The sequence below is a fragment of the Bradyrhizobium sp. AZCC 1578 genome (genome assembly GCF_036924675.1).
In the GTDB taxonomy this organism is placed as follows: domain Bacteria; phylum Pseudomonadota; class Alphaproteobacteria; order Rhizobiales; family Xanthobacteraceae; genus Bradyrhizobium.
Map to the genome: position 1 here is coordinate 6309010 of NZ_JAZHRZ010000001.1, position 15852 is coordinate 6324861.

Consider the following 15852-nt stretch of genomic DNA (forward strand, 5'->3'; position numbering starts at 1 on the left):
AGCCGTCATTGCGAGGAGCGCAGCGACGAAGCAATCCATTCTTTCGTTTTGCCGAGCGATGGATTGCTTCGCTTCGCTCGCAATGGTTGAGGCAGGCAGGGGAGACACTTCGACAATGGCGTCCAGCAATAAACTCAGTCCGATCCCGCATCCGCCGAAGAAGCCCGTCGTCGGCAACATGCTGTCGCTGGATCCCAACGCGCCGGTGCAGCATCTGGTCAAGCTGTCCAAAGAGCTCGGGCCGATCTTCTGGCTCGACATGATGGGCGCGCCGATCGTGATCGTCTCCGGCCACGATCTGATCGACGAGCTCTCCGATGAGAAGCGTTTCGACAAGACGGTGCGCGGCTCGCTGCGCCGCGTCCGCGCCGTCGGCGGCGACGGGCTGTTCACGGCCGATACGACAGAGCCGAACTGGAGCAAGGCGCACAACATCCTGCTGCAGCCGTTCGGCAACCGCGCGATGCAATCCTATCACCCGAGCATGGTCGATATCGCCGAGCAACTCGTGAAGAAATGGGAGCGGCTCAACGCCGACGAGGAGATCGACGTCGTGCACGACATGACGGCGCTGACGCTCGACACGATTGGTCTCTGCGGCTTCGACTACCGTTTCAATTCGTTCTACCGCCGTGACTACCACCCGTTCGTGGAGTCGCTGGTGCGCTCGCTCGAGACCATCATGATGACCCGCGGCCTGCCGCTGGAAAATCTGTGGATGCAGAAGCGGCGCAAGACGCTGGCCCAGGACGTCGCCTTCATGAACAAGATGGTCGACGAGATCATCGCCGAGCGCCGCGGCAATGCGGAAGCCGCCGAAGGCAAGAAGGACATGCTGGGCGCGATGATGACCGGCATCGACCGCTCGACCGGCGAGCAGCTCGACGACATCAACATCCGCTACCAGATCAACACCTTCCTGATTGCGGGCCACGAGACCACCAGCGGACTGCTCTCGTGCACCATCTACGCGCTGCTCAAGCATCCGGAAGTGCTGAGGAAGGCCTATGAGGAGGTCGACCGGGTGCTCGGGCCCGATATCAACGCCAGGCCGACCTATCAGCAGGTCACGCAGCTCACCTACATCACGCAGATATTGAAGGAAGCGCTGCGGATGTGGCCGCCGGCGCCGGCCTACGGCATCACGCCGCTTCAGGACGAAGCCATCGGCGGTGGCAAATACAAGCTGAAGAAGAATACGTTCATCACCGTTTTGGTGATGGCGCTGCACCGCGACCCCAGCGTCTGGGGTCCGAACCCGGACATCTTCGACCCTGAGAATTTCAGCCGCGAGGCCGAGGCCGCGCGTCCGATCAATGCCTGGAAGCCGTTCGGCAACGGCCAGCGCGCCTGCATCGGCCGCGGCTTTGCGATGCACGAGGCGGCGCTGGCGATCGGCATGATCCTGCAGCGCTTCAAGCTGATCGACGTGCATCGCTACCAGATGCACCTGAAGGAAACGCTGACGGTCAAGCCGGACGGTTTCAAAATCAAGGTGCGCCCGCGCGCGGACAAGGACCGTGGCGCGTTTGCCGGCCGCGCCGCTATCGCGGCCGCTGCCTCAAGCGCGGCGGCGCCACAGGCGCGGACCCGCCCGGGCCACAACACGCCGCTATTGGTGCTCTATGGTTCAAACCTAGGCACCGCGGAAGAGCTGGCGACGCGGGTGGCTGACCTCGCCGAGGTCAACGGCTTCGCCACAAAACTCGGCGCGCTCGACGATTACGTCGGCAAATTGCCGGAGCAGGGCGCGCTGATGATCTTTTGCGCTTCCTACAATGGCGCAGCCCCCGACAACGCCACGCAGTTCGTCAAATGGCTGGACAGCGGCCTGCCAAAGGATGCATTCGCCAAGGTGCGATACGCCGTGTTCGGCTGCGGCAACAGCGACTGGGCCGCGACCTACCAGTCCGTGCCGCGCATGATCGACGAGCAGTTGGCGGCGCACGGCGCGCGCAGCCTCTACAGCCGCGGCGAGGGCGATGCCCGCAGCGATCTCGACGGCCAGTTCGAAAAATGGTTTGCGGCGGCAGCACCCGCGGCCATGAAGGAGCTGGGCGTCGATTCCGGCTTCGCCCGCAGCGCCGACGACGCGCCGCTTTATTCGATCGAGCCAGTGGCGCCATCGGCCGTTCACACCATCGTCGCGCAGGGCGGCGTTGCGCCGATGAAGGTGCTGGTGAATTCCGAACTGCAGAACAAGGCCGGCGCCAATCCTTCCGACCGCTCGACCCGCCACGTCGAGGTGGAATTGCCGCCCGGCGTCATCTTCCGCGTCGGTGACCACCTCAGCGTGGTGCCGCGCAACGATCCGGCGCTGGTCGATTCCGTCGCGCGCCGCTTCGGTTTTCTGCCCGCCGACCAGGTCCGGCTGCACGTCGCCGAGGGCCGCCGCGCGCAATTGCCGGTCGGCGATGCCGTGTCGGTCGGGCGGCTGTTGACCGAGTTCGTCGAGTTGCAGCAGATCGCGACGCGCAAGCAGATTCAGATCATGTCGGAACACACGCGCTGTCCCGTCACCAAGCCGAAGTTGCTGGCCTATGTCGGCGACGACGATGTTTCCACCGAGCGTTACCGATCGGACGTGCTGGCCAGGCGCAAGTCGGTGTTCGATCTCTTGGAAGAGCATCCGGCCTGCGAACTGCCGTTCCACGCCTACCTGGAAATGCTGTCGCTCTTGGCGCCGCGCTATTATTCGATCTCATCGTCGCCTTCGACCGATCCGACGCGTTGCAGCGTCACGGTCGGCGTGGTGGAATCGCCCGCGAGTTCGGGACGTGGCGTGTACAGGGGCGTCTGCTCGAACTATCTCGCCGGACGCCGCGTCGGCGATACCGTGCATGCGACCATACGCGAGACCAAGGCCGGCTTCCGGCTGCCGGACGATCCGGCCCAACCCGTGATCATGATTGGTCCTGGTACGGGGCTGGCGCCGTTCCGCGGGTTCCTGCAGGAGCGCGCGCACCGCAAGGCGCAGGGCGCAAAACTCGGTCCCGCGATGCTGTTCTTCGGCTGCCGACATCCCGAACAGGACTTTCTCTACGCGGATGAATTGAAGGCGTTCGCGATCGACGGCATCACCGAACTGCACACCGCCTTCTCGCGCGCCGACGGGCCGAAGACCTATGTGCAGCATCAGGTGGCGGCGCAAAAGGACCGCATCTGGAGCCTGATCGAGCAGGGCGCGATCGTCTATGTCTGCGGCGACGGCGGCAAGATGGAGCCAGACGTCAAGGCCGCGCTGGTTGCGATCTATCGCGAAAAGTCCGGCGCCGACGCCGATGCCGGCCTGCGCTGGATCGACGATCTCGGCACCAGGAACCGCTACGTGCTGGACGTCTGGGCGGGCGGGTAAGGCCCTCGCCGTCGTCCCTGCGAACGCAGGGACCCATACTCCGCGGCCCCTCATTGAGACAACAGCGCCGGAGGCTCTGCCCATAACCACAACATCCGGTGGTTATGGATCCCTGCGTTCGCAGGGACGACGACTATTGAAACCGCATGCTACAACCCTCCACATGATTCCCTGGGAAAAGCTCGACACCGCCCGCATTCCTGGCACCGGCAGCGAACTCCGCCTGATGCGCCGCGGCACGGAGTTTTCCATCAAACTCGGCAGCAACGAGCTGATGAACAGCCGCCTGTCGGGCTCGGAAGCCGCACTCGCGACGCTCGCTGCGAAGAAGATCGAGAAGGTCGCCAAACCGCATGTACTGATCGGTGGACTGGGCATGGGCTTTACGTTGCGTGCGGCGCTCGCCAGGCTCGGCAATGAAGCGCAGATCGTGGTGGCAGAGCTGGTGCCGGCGGTGGTCAGTTGGGCCCGAGGCCCGATGGCAGAAATCTTCGGCGACAGCCTGGACGATCCCCGCGTCAGCATTCGAGAGACGGATGTCACCGACATCATCCGGTCGCATCGTTCGAAGTTCGATGCCATTCTGCTCGATGTCGACAATGGACCGGAGGGGCTTACTCGTGAGGCCAACGATGCGCTCTACAACGCGGCAGGCCTGCGTGCGACGCACGCCGCACTGCGACCGGATGGCATCCTGGCCATATGGTCTTCGGGGCCAAACGCGGCGTTCGCAAAACGTCTTCGTGGTGCAGGCTTCGAGGTGAACGAAGTCAACATCCGCGCCACCGGCAAAGGCCGCGGCGTGCGCCACGTAATCTGGATTGCGATGAAGAGCTGACTGGCCAGCATCTCCGCTGTCGTCCCTGCGAACGCAGAGACCCATAACCACAAATGCTGATGGCGAAACTGGGCTGGAGCCACAGCGCTCGCAACGACGCACGCCGGTGGTTATGGGTTCCTGCTTTCGCAGGGACGACGGGATAGATCACGCCGCCTTTGCGGCCGCACCCTGCGCGTGCCCGGCGATCGCGTTGATGATCTGCGGCCACATCGGGATCGGCAGCGCGTGGCCCATGCCTTCGATCATCAGGAGCTTTGCGCCGGGGATTGACGCCGCGGTATCCTTGCCGCCTTCCGGGCGCACCAGCGGATCGACGGTGCCGTGAATGACGAGCGTCGGGATTTTCAGGTGATGCAGCCGTTCCTTGCGGCTGCCGGAGGCGAGCACCGCCCGCAACTGCCGGCCGACGCCGTTTGGATTGAGGCCGCGTTCATAGGTGCGGGCGGCGCGGGCAGGGTCGAGCGCCTCGTCTTCCGGGAACGAGCCGACGCGCAGCACTTTCCAGGTCTGGGCGAACCGTTCGAAATACTCCTCCTTCGTCCGCGGCGGCGGCGCCATCAGCGCGGCCGAAGCCTCGCGCGTCGGCGGCGGCACTTTTGGATTGCCCGTGGTCGACATGATCGAGGTCAGCGAACGCACCCGCTGCGGGAACGAGAGCGCGACTTCCTGCGCGATCATGCCGCCCATCGAGGCTCCGACCAGATGCGCCGAGTGGATGCCGAGCACGTCCATCAGGCCGACGGTGTCCTTGGCCATGTCGATCAATTTGTAGGGTGCGGCCACCGGAATCTTCAGGAATCGCAGCTTCAGCAGTTCGAACGGTGTCAGCCGCTTGCCGCCGGACATGTGAGAGGACTTGCCGATGTCGCGATTGTCGAAGCGGATGACGCGAAAGCCGCGCGCGGCGAGCTGGCGGCAGAAATCGTCATCCCAATGGATCATCTGGGCGCCGAGCCCCATGATCAGCAGCATTGGTTCCGCGGCTGGATCGCCGAAAATCTCATAGCAAATATCGATGCCGTTGGCGCGGGCGATCTGAGGCGGCTGATGGGCGAGCATCACGTGTCTTCCCTCAAGTGTTATCTGGCTTCAGTAACTATGGCACGGTTTCCCGCACCGCAGAAGACGTCGCAGCGGTTGACCGGCCCGCTGCAACGGTGTGGTATGGGCCAAACACAAGCAAAGCGTGGCAAGCGCTCGTAATCTTTCGGGAGAGGGCGCCTATGGCCGACAAAGGCAACGATCCTGCCGTGATCTGGCAGACCATGATCGGGGAGATGGAGAAGGGGTTCAACTCCTTTGCCAACCAGGCGATGGCCTCGCCCGAATTCTCGAAAATGATGAATCAGGTCGGCGGCGTCAGCGCAGGCGCGCAGAAGCAGCTCGGCGAATTGATGGAGAAATACCTGCTGGCGATGAACCTGCCGAGCCGGGCCCAGCTTGTCGGCATGGCGGAGCGGCTGCAGGCGATCGAGGGCCAGCTCAACGAGATCAAGGCACTGTTGCATCAGGTGCACCACAATTCGCTGGCGCCGGAGAGCGGCTACGGCACGCCGCGGCCGCCGCGCACCAAGCGTCCGCCGGCGGAGGGAGAGCAGAAATGAACGCTCCCGCGGGTCTCGATCTCGCTTCCATTTCGGAGCGGGTCCAGTCCGAGGTGCAGCGCGCGATCCAGCGTAGCATCAAGGGCGTCGAATATTTTTCTACCTCCGGCCCGTCGCTCGGCTCGACGCCAAAGGACATCCTGGCCGCCCGCGGCACCATGAACCTCTATCACTATCGGCCGATAGCGGATGAAATCTACCGCGTGCCGATCCTGATCGTGATGGCCACCACCAACCGCGGCTACATCCTCGACATGGTGCCGGGCCAGAGCTTTATCGAGTTTCTGCTGAAGCGCGGCTACGACGTCTACATGCTGGACTGGACCGCGCCGAAGCCGGAAGAAAAATCGTTGCGGATGGAGGATTACGTCCTCGACTTCATCCCGGACTGCGTCCGCCGCGTGCAGCGGGATTCCGGCGAGCAGGACGTTACCGTGATCGGCTATTGCTTCGGCGGCGTGCTGTCGCTCTTGTACGGCTCGATCTTCCACGACGGGCCGATGAAGAATTTGATCTGCTTCACCACGCCGATCGATTTCCGCGAGATGAAGCTGTTCCAGAACTTTTCGGACCGCCGCTATTTCGACGTCGATCGCCTCGTCGACAGCGTCGGCAATGTGCCGCCCGAAATGATCCTGTCCTCGTTCGAAATGCTGCGGCCGGCGTCGCGCACCGTCAGCCAGGTGCAATTGTGGGAAAACATCTGGAACGACGAGTTCGTGAAGTCGTACCGGATGTTCGACCGGTGGGCGACGGATACGCTGCCACTAGCGGGCGAGTATTTCCGCGACATCACCAAGAACCTGATGTGGGACAACAAACTCTATAACGGCACCATGTCGGTCGGCGGGCGTGCGGCGGATATTTCCAGGATCAAGGTGCCGATCCTGCATGCGGTCGCCGAACACGATCACATCGTGCCCTATGATGCGGCCAAGCACCTGATCGCCAAGGTCGGTTCGACCGACAAGGAAGAGGTGATGCTGAAGGGCGGTCACGTCAGCCTCGTCGCCGGCGCCAATGCGATCAAGCGGCTGTGGCCGAAACTGGATTCCTGGCTAGGTAAGAGATCAACATGAGCGAGACACGTTCCTATCCGCGCCACGTCAAGACCGATGCCGGCGAGATCGAATTCCGCATGATGGGGCGGGCGGACGAAGCCGCCGTGCTGGCATTTGCGCAAAAGCTCCCGACGCATGATCTGCTGTTTCTGCCGCGCAACATCAGCCAGCCAAAAGTGCTCTCGGCCTGGATCAACGAGATCGAGCGCGGCCAGATCGTCAGCCTGCTGGCAGTGAAGGATGGGACGGTGGTCGGCTGCGGCACGCTGGTACGCGACCCGCATTCATGGTCGCCCCATGTCGGCGAGATCCGGATGGTGGTCTCGCTTGACGTCCGCGGGCAGGGGGTCGGCCGGGCGCTGTCGCAGGAAACGTTTGCGCTGGCGCTGGGCGCCGGGCTGGAAAAGCTGTCGGTGCAGATGACCGTCGACCAGCAAGCGGCGATCGCGCTGTTCGAGAGCCTTGGCTTCCGGGCCGAGGCCCTGCTGCGGGACCACGTCCGGGATGTCGACGGCAAAAAGCACGACATCGTCGTGCTCGGGCACAATGTGGCGCAGGTTCGGGCACAGATGGAAGCCTATGGGCTCCCGGGGGCCGTGCAGCACTAGCTAGCCAGACACAAAATCGCGAAAACAACCCCATGCAAAGTAGATGGGGCGGCTCCGGCATTAGCCTAAAGTGGAACTTTTGCCGGTTCTCTGGGCGGACCGCTCATCCATCGGGCTGTTCACGAATTCGTGATATCGCGCTGCAACATTAATGTTGCGACGCACCATTAACTATGGCACAACACACGCGCCCCGGGCCAATCGGACGGGGTGAGCCCATAGCTCAAACCGAGGATGGAGAGACCCCCAATGACCACCGAAACCAATTCCGTGCTGAACACCGTCAAGGAAGCCTTCGCGCCCGTTACCGAGGCGTTCACCAAGCTCCAGAACCTGGAAGTTCCGGAAGCCGCCCGTGAGTTCGTGAAGAAGCAGACCGAGACCGCCAAGGAGCGCGCCGCCGACTTTTATGCCGGTTCGGAGAAGGCGACCGCTGCGATCGAGACCGCCGTTGCCGGTTCGGTTTCCGAGGCCGCCAAGATCAGCCGCAACATCCAGCAGGCGCTCTACCAGGACGCGGAAGCGTTCTTCGCCGGCATCGACAAGCTCGCTTCGGCGAAGTCGCTGAGCGAAGCTGCCCAGATCCAGTCGGACCTGGTCCGTGCGCGCGGCGAAGTGCTCGTCACGCGGGCGAAGGCCACCACCGAATATCTCGGCAAGCTCGTCACTGAGGGCGCCAAGACCGCGCAGGACAACTTTGCCAAGGTCTACTCCAAGACCGCCTGATCGCGATCGCCTGACAACTGCCGTTTTCGAAGGCCCGCTTTTGCGGGCCTTCTTTTTGTCCTCATCCTCGTCATGACCTGTTGCCGTCATTGCGAGGAGCGATAGCGACGAAGCAATCCATCCTTCCGGTGCGGCGACATGGATTGCTTCGCTTCGCTCGCAATGACAGCTAGTCTGATGCGGACGCGAACCGTTCCTCGAAAGCCGTCATGACGCTTCCCGCCACCTTCGTCATCGACTCTCCCGGCGACGCCATCCGCGCCGCCGAGTTGCGGCGCGTGAAGATTTTGGCGACGTCGGTGCTGGCGGCGACGTTTGCGATCTTCCTCGCCGCACGAGCGCTGCTGCCGATGCATCCGGCCTTCGGCTTCATCGCGGCGTTTGCGGAAGCTGCCACCATCGGCGGCCTGGCCGACTGGTATGCCGTCGTGGCGCTGTTCAAACGGCCGCTGGGACTGCCGATTCCGCACACCGCAATCATCCAGAGCAACCAGCACCGCATCGCCGACAAGCTCGGCGAATTCATCGAGAAGCATTTCCTGGAAGCAGCTCCCGTCGAGGCCAAGCTGCGGCAGATCGATTTCGGCGCGTTCATCGCCGACTGGCTGCGCGACCGCAAGCGCAGCGAGGACCTTGCGCGCTTTGCGCTGCGGCTGTTGCCCGAAGCGGTGGCGGCGACGGAGACCTCCGGGCTGATGACGTTCGTCAGCCGCCGCATCACCGCGCAACTGATGTCGATCGATCTCGCGCCGCTGGCGGCCGGAACGCTGCGCGCATTCGTGAAGGAGGGGCGGCATTCCGGCCTGCTCGATGACATCCTGCGCGCGGTGCATCAGACCATGACGCAGGCCGAAACCATGGCGATGATCCGCGAAAAGATCCGCGCCGAATTGCCGACGCTGCTAAAGCTGTATCGCGCCGACAAGTTCCTGGTGAACAAGATCGTGGCTTCCGCCACCGCCTTCTTCGAGGAAGTCCGCAACGATCCCGCGCACCCGTTCCGCGGCGAATTCGATCGCATGGTGATGACCTTCGTCGATCGCCTAGGCACCGATCCAAGCTACGCCGAGCGGATCCAAGGGTTGAAGCGCGATCTGTTGGCGCGTCCCGAAGTGACGGGTCTCGCACGCCACATCTGGGCCAACGCACGCTCGTTCTTCGAACGCAGCGCCTCGGGCGAGACGCAGGTATTGGAGCAATATCTGGTGCGCATGTTCGTGAAAGCGGGCGAGGCGCTGGCAGGCGATGCCGAGTTGCGCACCGAGATCAACCAGGGCCTCGTGGCGGTGTTGCGCACCGTGATCGCCGAACAGAAGAGCGGCGTCTCGACCTTCATCTCCGACCAGGTGAAGTCCTGGGACATGGGGCAGTTGATCTCGCTGATCGAAATCAACATCGGCCGCGACCTGCAATACATCCGCTTCAACGGATCGCTGATCGGCGGGCTAGCGGGATTGGCGCTGTACACCCTCGAATACCTGCTGCGGCTGCTGTGACTAATTCATCACGTCAATGCTTTTAGTTATCCGAGATGTGATCTGCATTGCTTGCAAGGGGAAAGCCGGTTCCCTAGCTTTTTATGGAGCTATATTGCAGTGCCGAACGATTCTACCCGCGTTGGCGTCTAACTGAACCGGTGGCCGGCTGCCGCGACGTAAGGGGCCGAGCCCGAGAGGAGATATGATGTCCGTTGCTGCGCAGACGCTTGCCCCGCCATCCAGAACCCTGATGCTGCTGGAGGGGCGTGCCATTCACGAACTCGGCGCGTTTCTAGGGGCACTGCCATTGCTGAGTCTGGCGCCACGCGGCGACGGGCACCCCGTGCTGGTGTTGCCCGGCCTTGTTGCATCCGACACCTCGACGCGGCCGCTGCGCAGCTTCCTGCGCACGCGCGGCTATGCCGTCAGCGGCTGGCGTCAGGGGCGCAACCTCGGCCTGCGCCACGGCGTGCAGAACGCCATGGTCGATCTGGTGCAGGAGTTGAACGATACGCACGGCCGCAAGGTCTCGCTGGTCGGCTGGAGTCTGGGCGGTCTCTACGCGCGCCAGCTTGCCAAGATGATGCCGGAGCGCGTGCGCTCGGTGATCACGCTCGGCAGCCCGTTTGCGTCGGGACCGAAGGCGACCAACGCTTGGCGCGTCTACGAGCTGGCGAGCGGCCGCCGCGCCGACGAGGAGGACGCCCGCTTCGGCGGCGCGCTGTCCGCGACGCCGCCGGTGCCGACCACCGCGATCTTCAGCCGCACCGACGGCATCTGCGCCTGGCAGGGTTGCATGGAGAAGACGTCGGCGACTTCCGAAAGCATCGAGGTCGAAAGCAGCCATTGCGGCATGGGCCATCACCCGGCGGTCGTGTACGCGGTGGCCGATCGCCTGGCGCAGCCGGAAGGCGAATGGTCGCCGTTCGATCGAAGCGGCTGGCGCAGCGTGGTTTACCCGAATCCGCATCGGTAGCAGACGCGGGTGTTTGCTAACCTCGCCCCGCCGTTGCGGGGGTGAGGGGCTCTCTCCGCGCGCTCACGTCTATCGAATTTGCGGAGGTAGCCCCTCATCCCGACCTTCTCCCCGCGAAGAACGGGGAGAAGGAGAAGACAACCGACATTGTCGCTCTCCCGCAAAACGCGCTATGCCTTGACGCATGCCGCCGCCGCTTGCCCGCATCATTCAGCAGTTGAAGCGCGAACCGTCGCGCACCGGATCGATCGTCATCACCGTATTCGGCGATGCCATCGTGCCGCGCGGCGGCTCGGTCTGGCTCGGCACGCTGCTGGAATTTTTCGAGCAGCTCGACATCGACGCCAGCGTCGTGCGCACCGCGATGTCGCGGCTGACGGCCGACGGCTGGTTCGAGCGCGTTAAAGTTGGCCGCAACAGTTTCTATCGCCTGGTGCAAGGCGAGCGGCAGACCTTCGATATCGCGACCAAACACATTTACGGCCCGCCAGCCTCCGACTGGACCGGGCGATTTGAGCTGCTGCTGATCGGCAATGGCGGAGATCGCGACGCCGCGCGCGAGGCGTTGAAGAACGCTGGCTTCGGCAGTCCGCTGCCGGGCGTATGGGTGGCGCCGTCGGGCGTGCCGGTGCCTGCCGAAGCGGCCGGCGCCATTCGTCTCGAAGTGTCGGCGGAAGACGATAGCGGGCGGCGTCTGCTCAGCGAAAGCTGGCCACTCGATCGCACCGCCGACGCCTATCAGAAATTCATGAAGACCTTCGAGCCGCTGCACGGCTGGCTCGGTCGTGGCGAGCGGCTGACCGAGGCCGACGCGTTCACCGCACGGATCCTCCTGATCCATCATTACCGTCGCGTCGTGCTGCGCGACCCGTTGCTGCCGACCGCGCTCTTGCCCACGGACTGGCCGGGCAGGGCCGCCCGAACGCTCTGTGGCGAGATCTATCGCGCGCTGCTTCCCGCGTCCGAACAATGGCTTGATCGCCATGCCACCAACGAAAACGGACCCCTGCCAAAGCCCGGCGGGGAACTTTCGAAGCGGTTTGACGGGCTGTAGATATGTTACAGAAATGTATTGCATATCGTAATTTGTGTTATATATTTCCTCCCAACAAATTCCGGGAGGTCCGCCATGTACACGCAGGCGCTCAACACGTCCGACGGCGACGACCGCCACATTGAGGACGCCGCGCGGGCTACGCAGTTTCAGGCGCGCATCGACGCCGACGAGCGCATCGAACCCAACGACTGGATGCCGGCCGCCTACCGCAAGACGCTGACGCGGCAGATTTCGCAGCACGCGCATTCCGAAATCGTCGGCATGCTGCCCGAAGGCAACTGGATCACCCGCGCGCCGTCGCTGCGCCGCAAGGCGGCGCTGCTCGCCAAAGTGCAGGATGAATGCGGCCACGGGCTCTACCTCTACGCCGCCGCCGAGACGCTCGGTTCTTCGCGCGAAGAGCTGGTCGACGCGATGCTCGCGGGCAAGGCAAAGTATTCCTCGATCTTCAATTATCCGACGCTGACCTGGGCCGACATCGGCACCATCGGCTGGCTGGTCGACGGCGCGGCGATCATGAACCAGATCCCGCTGTGCCGCTGCTCCTATGGTCCTTACGCGCGCGCGATGATCCGCGTCTGCAAGGAGGAATCCTTTCACCAGCGCCAGGGTTTTGAGATCATGCTGACGCTGTGCCGCGGCACCGACGAGCAGAAGGCGATGGCGCAGGATGCGCTGAATCGCTGGTGGTGGCCGGTCTTGATGATGTTCGGTCCGCCCGACCAGGTCAGCCAGCACAGCGACACCTCGACCAAGTGGAAGATCAAGCGCTTCTCCAATGACGAGCTGCGGCAGAAATTCGTCGATGCCACGGTGCCGCAAGCCAAGTTCCTGGGCCTTACGATTCCCGATCCCGGCATGAAGCAGAACGCGAACGGCAATTGGGAATATAGCGCGATCGATTGGGACGAGTTCAAACAGGTGCTGGCAGGCAACGGCCCCTGCAACCGCGACCGTCTGGCGGCGCGGCGCAAGGCGCATGAGGATGGCGCCTGGGTGCGCGAAGCAGCGATGGCCTATGCCGAGAAGCGCCGGCAACGGTCGGCGCTGCAGGCAGCCGAATAGGAGAGACGCGATGGCGACGCCGAACATTCCGCTCTGGGAAGTTTTCATTCGCAGCCGCAACGGGCTGGCGCACAAGCATGTCGGCTCGCTGCATGCCACCGACGCCACGCTGGCGCTGCAGGCTGCCCGCGACATCTACACCCGCCGCGGCGAGGGCCTCTCGATCTGGGTGGTGCCGTCGAGCGCCATCACCGCGTCCGACCCGTCCGAGAAAGGCATGATGTTCGAGCCGGCGGAGTCGAAGATCTACCGGCACCCGACGTTTTACGACGTGCCTGACGAAGTCGGGCATATGTGAGACCGTCATTGCGAGCGGAGCGAAGCAATCCATCGCGCCGGCACCGTAAGTGTGGATTGCTTCGTCGCTTCCGCCTTCGCTCGGTGAGCTACGGCGGACAAGTCGCTCCTCGCAATGACGGCTGAGCAAGCAGGAACAGAAAATGACCGCAGCCAACATCCAGGTCTCCGAAACGCCGCTGGTGCTCTACACCCTGCGCCGCGCTGACGATGCCTTGATCCTGGGCCATCGGCTGTCGGAATGGTGCGGCCATGCGCCGATGCTGGAAGAGGACATGGCGCTCGCCAATATGGGCCTCGATCTGCTCGGCCAGGCGCGCGAGCTTTATTCCTACGCCGCCAGGGTCGAGGGCAGGGGTAACGACGAGGACAAGTTCGCTTATCTCCGCGACGTCAGGCAGTACCGCAATCTCCTGCTGCTGGAACAGCCGAACGGCGATTTCGCGCGCACCATGGTACGGCAGTTCTTCTACGCAACGTTCGCCGACCTCTATTGGCGCGCGATGATGTGCTCCACCGATGCGACGCTGGCGGCGATTGCGGCGAAATCGGAAAAAGAAAGCGCCTATCACGTCCGCCATTGCTCGGAATGGATCATTCGTCTCGGCGATGGCACCGAAGAAAGCCACCGCCGCACGCAAACGGCGATCGACGAGTTCTGGGCTTTCACCGGCGAGATGTTTGCCGCCGATGACAGCGAGCGCGGCTTGATCGATGCGGGAATGGCGGTCGATCCGGGGCCGTTACGTCCGCAATGGCTGAAGACTGTATCGGACGTCGTCCGTGAAGCGACGCTCGTTTTGCCCGATAACAACTGGATGCAGCAGGGCGGCCGCAGCGGGCGGCACAGCGAGCATCTCGGCCATCTCCTCAGCGAGTTGCAATCGATGCAACGGACGTTTCCGGGGGCGACATGGTAACGGCTATCCACAGCGACACCGATCTGCGCCGCCGCGCCTGGGAGGCCGCTTCACAGGTGGTCGATCCCGAAATACCGGTGCTTACGATCGCCGATCTCGGCGTGCTGCGCGACGTCAAGGTCCACGACGGCCGCGTCGAGGTCGCGATTACGCCCACTTACTCCGGCTGTCCGGCGATGAACACGATCGCGCTCGAGATCGAGCTGGCGCTGGAACGCGCCGGAATGCCGCGCCCGACGGTCCGCACCGTGCTGTCGCCTGCCTGGACCACGGACTGGATGAGCGATGACGGCCGCAACAAGCTCAGGGAATACGGCATCGCCCCGCCGCAGGCATCACGCTCGCGCCGCGCGCTGTTCGGTGAACAGCAGGTGGCGTGCCCGCAATGCGGCTCGCAAAATACGGAGCTGCTGTCCGAATTCGGCTCGACCTCTTGCAAGGCGCTGTGGCGCTGCAAGGCCTGCCGTGAACCCTTTGATTATTTCAAGTGTCATTGAGGTCTTCTATGTCGTCATTGCGAGCGAAGCGAAGCAATCCATCTCACCGCCCCGTGGAGGGATGGATTGCTTCGTCGCTTTTGCTCCTCGCAATGACGGTGAGGAGCGTGTGATGTCCGTCGTGCCGCGTTTCCATCGTCTCGCCGTCAACGACCTCCGTCGCGAGGCGGCCGATGCTGTATCGATGACGTTTGCGATCCCGAAGGAGCTGGAAGGCGACTACAGCTTTGCGCCGGGACAATACCTCACGTTGCGTACCACGATGGACGGCGAGGAAGTGCGCCGCTCCTATTCGATCTGCTCGGGGCCTGACGATGGCGAGCTGCGCATCGCGGTGAAGAAGGTCGACGGCGGCGCGTTTTCGAACTGGGCAGCGGACGAATTGAAGGCCGGCGACGAACTCGACGTGATGACGCCGACTGGCCGCTTCGGCATCGTCCATGCGCCTGAAGAGGCGAGGGTCTATGTCGGATTTGCCGCAGGAAGCGGCATCACGCCGATCCTGTCGATCGTCAAGGGTGTGCTGGCGCGCGAGCCGAACAGCCGGTTCTTCCTGTTTTACGGCAACCGCACCACGTCAAACATGCTGTTCCTCGAAGAACTCGAGGAACTGAAAGACCGCTTCATGCAGCGGCTGTCGCTGTTCCATGTCATCTCGGGCGAGGAGCAGGACATCCCGATCCTGCATGGCCGGCTCGATGGCGCGAAAGTGCGCGTGCTGTTGCGCTCGCTGGTGCCCGCCTCGAGTGTCGATCACGTCTTCATCTGCGGCCCCATGGGTATGAGCGAGGACATCGAGACCACTTGCCGCGAGATCGGCATTGCCGAGGATCGCATCCATGTCGAGCGCTTTGTCTCGGAGTTCGGCGGCAAGCCCCGCGCGAAGAAGATTGTCGAGCCGTCCGCGCCGCCGAAGGCGATCGCCTCCCTGATCATCGACGGCAAGCGCCGCGAGGTGCCGGTCGCCGAAGGAGAGGCCATTCTCGACGCCGCGTTGCGCGCCGGCATGGATTTGCCGTTCGCCTGCAAGGGCGGCATGTGCTCGACCTGTCGCGCCAAACTGGTCGAGGGCGAGGCGCAGATGGAAGTCAACTATTCGCTGGAGTCGTGGGAACTGAAGGCGGGATTTATCCTGACCTGCCAGGCGCGGCCGTGCTCGGACAAGGTCGTGGTGGATTACGATCATGTGTGAGCGTCATTCCGGGGCGCGAAGCGAACCCGGAATCTCGAGATTCCGGGTCTGGTGCTGGCGCACCATCCCGGAATGACGGAGCAAGAACTTGGGATCATTGACACCTCAGGTGCTTCGTCCCCAGACTGACCGACTACGCAACGAGGCTTGATAACAAGCCCGGTAACAGGGAGAG

15 protein-coding genes are annotated in these 15852 nt (G+C 63.3%); 14 read left to right on the plus strand and 1 reads right to left on the minus strand.

The genetic code is table 11. The features are described 5' to 3' along the window. The first annotated feature begins 115 nt into the window (after positions 1-115). Both V1290_RS30115 and V1290_RS30120 read left to right on the plus strand, forming a co-directional pair. Positions 116-3355: a bifunctional cytochrome P450/NADPH--P450 reductase gene (locus V1290_RS30115; protein ID WP_334367734.1), complete on the plus strand. Its 3240-nt coding sequence runs from the start codon at positions 116-118 to the stop codon at positions 3353-3355. Between the two features lie 163 nt (positions 3356-3518). Further along, entirely contained in the window at positions 3519-4193 is a 675-nt protein-coding gene (locus V1290_RS30120) for a spermidine synthase (RefSeq protein ID WP_334369217.1), read from the plus strand. Between the two features lie 147 nt (positions 4194-4340). Here V1290_RS30120 and V1290_RS30125 read toward each other — a convergent pair whose 3' ends face one another. After that, the gene (locus tag V1290_RS30125) at positions 4341-5255 is read right to left on the minus strand and encodes an alpha/beta fold hydrolase (RefSeq protein WP_334367735.1); all 915 of its coding nucleotides are present in this window, start codon (positions 5253-5255) and stop codon (positions 4341-4343) included. A gap of 164 nt (positions 5256-5419) precedes the next feature. Here V1290_RS30125 and V1290_RS30130 point away from each other — a divergent pair, with 164 nt between their 5' ends. The 12 genes from V1290_RS30130 (at position 5420) to paaE (ending at position 15677) form a co-directional block, all read left to right on the plus strand. After that, complete coding sequence (locus V1290_RS30130) at positions 5420-5800, plus strand: hypothetical protein (RefSeq protein ID WP_028350065.1); 381 nt, start codon at positions 5420-5422, stop codon at positions 5798-5800. Then, the gene (locus tag V1290_RS30135) at positions 5797-6879 is read left to right on the plus strand and encodes an alpha/beta fold hydrolase (RefSeq protein WP_334367736.1); all 1083 of its coding nucleotides are present in this window, start codon (positions 5797-5799) and stop codon (positions 6877-6879) included. The genes V1290_RS30130 and V1290_RS30135 overlap by 4 nt, the downstream gene beginning before the upstream one ends. Next, positions 6876-7469 (plus strand): GNAT family N-acetyltransferase, encoded by a 594-nt coding sequence (locus tag V1290_RS30140; protein ID WP_334367737.1) that lies wholly within the window; start codon positions 6876-6878, stop codon positions 7467-7469. The genes V1290_RS30135 and V1290_RS30140 overlap by 4 nt, the downstream gene beginning before the upstream one ends. Positions 7470-7718: 249 nt before the next feature. Then, a complete protein-coding gene (locus V1290_RS30145; protein WP_334367738.1) occupies positions 7719-8195 on the plus strand; it encodes a phasin in 477 nt (158 codons plus the stop codon). 209 nt (positions 8196-8404) lie between these two features. After that, complete coding sequence (locus V1290_RS30150; RefSeq protein WP_334367739.1) at positions 8405-9691, plus strand: DUF445 domain-containing protein; 1287 nt, start codon at positions 8405-8407, stop codon at positions 9689-9691. A 187-nt stretch (positions 9692-9878) separates the two neighbouring features. Then, complete coding sequence (locus V1290_RS30155) at positions 9879-10649, plus strand: esterase/lipase family protein (RefSeq protein WP_334367740.1); 771 nt, start codon at positions 9879-9881, stop codon at positions 10647-10649. Positions 10650-10833: 184 nt separating this feature from the next. Beyond that, positions 10834-11703 carry a phenylacetic acid degradation operon negative regulatory protein PaaX gene (paaX, locus tag V1290_RS30160; protein ID WP_334367741.1) on the plus strand — a complete coding sequence of 290 codons (870 nt, stop codon included), beginning with the start codon at positions 10834-10836 and terminating at the stop codon, positions 11701-11703. Between the two features lie 75 nt (positions 11704-11778). After that, a complete protein-coding gene (paaA, locus tag V1290_RS30165) occupies positions 11779-12771 on the plus strand; it encodes a 1,2-phenylacetyl-CoA epoxidase subunit PaaA (protein WP_334367742.1) in 993 nt (330 codons plus the stop codon). A 10-nt stretch (positions 12772-12781) separates the two neighbouring features. Further along, entirely contained in the window at positions 12782-13069 is a 288-nt protein-coding gene (gene paaB / locus V1290_RS30170; RefSeq protein WP_057844448.1) for a 1,2-phenylacetyl-CoA epoxidase subunit PaaB, read from the plus strand. A gap of 142 nt (positions 13070-13211) precedes the next feature. Then, entirely contained in the window at positions 13212-13988 is a 777-nt protein-coding gene (gene paaC, locus V1290_RS30175; RefSeq protein ID WP_334367743.1) for a 1,2-phenylacetyl-CoA epoxidase subunit PaaC, read from the plus strand. Next, complete coding sequence (gene paaD, locus V1290_RS30180; protein WP_334367744.1) at positions 13982-14485, plus strand: 1,2-phenylacetyl-CoA epoxidase subunit PaaD; 504 nt, start codon at positions 13982-13984, stop codon at positions 14483-14485. The genes paaC and paaD overlap by 7 nt, the downstream gene beginning before the upstream one ends. A gap of 112 nt (positions 14486-14597) precedes the next feature. After that, positions 14598-15677, plus strand: coding sequence for a 1,2-phenylacetyl-CoA epoxidase subunit PaaE (gene paaE, locus V1290_RS30185; RefSeq protein ID WP_334367745.1), 1080 nt, complete (start codon positions 14598-14600; stop codon positions 15675-15677). Positions 15678-15852 lie beyond the last annotated feature (175 nt).